This window comes from Synechococcus sp. H70.1 (assembly GCF_047502705.1).
In the GTDB taxonomy this organism is placed as follows: Bacteria; Cyanobacteriota; Cyanobacteriia; order Thermostichales; family Thermostichaceae; genus Thermostichus.
The window spans coordinates 1-1,066 of record NZ_JANSIV010000074.1; the positions used below are offsets into that span (position 1 = coordinate 1).

A 1,066-nucleotide genomic window follows, 5' to 3' on the forward strand; every position below is an offset into this window, starting at 1 on the left:
CATCATCCGCCACGAACGCGCCTTGAACGCCATCCGCCAATACATCATCGAAAACCCCCGACGCTGGCAAGTGGAAATCAGGCCCGCACCGTCCCCGATCCGCTGGCGCGAGCTATCTGGAACATGCTCAAACAGGAAGAGGCGGATCATTCCCCTAGAGGTGAACGATGAGTCTGGCATCCGAACGTCGTACCGTCCAAAACCCGCTCATCCGCTACGCCGAAGAGGCCGGCTGGACCTACCTACCACCTGAGGAGGCCCTGCGCCTGCGTCACGGGCCTGAGCAGCCGTTTCTGCGAGGTGTGCTGATCGCCCAGTTGCAGCGTCTCAACCCCGGCGTGATCACCTCTGCGGAACAGGCCGCCGAGGTCGTCGCCCGCCTGGTGCGCCTCCGCCCCGACATCGAGGGCAATCGCGAAGCCTGGGAATACCTCAAAGGGCTGAAGACGGTCTTCGTCCAGGTCGAGCGCCGCGAGCGCAACCTGCGCCTGCTCGATCCCGAGCACCTGGAAGCCAACACCTTTCATGTCACCGATGAGTTTTGCTTCCACAGCGGCCCCCATAAAATCCGCGCCGATGTGGTCTTTCTCGTCAACGGCATCCCAGTCATCCTGGTCGAGACCAAAGCTGCCACCCGCCTGGAGGGCATCGCCGAAGCCTTCGATCAGGTGCGCCGCTATCATGCCGAGGCGCCCAACCTGCTGGTGCAAACGCAACTCTTTGCCCTCACTCACCTGGTGCAGTTCTTCTATGGCGCGACGTGGTCGCTTTCGCGCAAGGCGCTCTTCAACTGGCGGGGAGAAGTCGGGGCCGATGATTTTTCGCCCCAACCCGATTTTGAAACGCTGGTCAAATCCTTCGTCGCACCGCGCCGCGTCCTGCGCGTGCTGACCGATTATATCCTTTTCGCTCCCAAGGATGGTGAGCTTTCCAAGATCGTCCTTCGTACGCATCAAATGCGCGCTGTAGAGCGCTGCCTATCGCGTGCCCGCGATCCGGAGAAACGCCGCGGCTTGATTTGGCACACGCAAGGCTCCGGCAAGACCTACACCATGCTCACCTTGGC

At 61.5% G+C, this 1,066-nt stretch carries 1 protein-coding gene; it reads left to right on the forward strand.

All coding sequences use genetic code 11. From position 1 onward, the window contains the following. Positions 1–167: 167 nt before the first annotated feature. On the forward strand, positions 168–1,066 hold an 899-nt coding region (locus NW827_RS05240; RefSeq protein WP_414503415.1), incomplete at its 3' end, for a type I restriction endonuclease.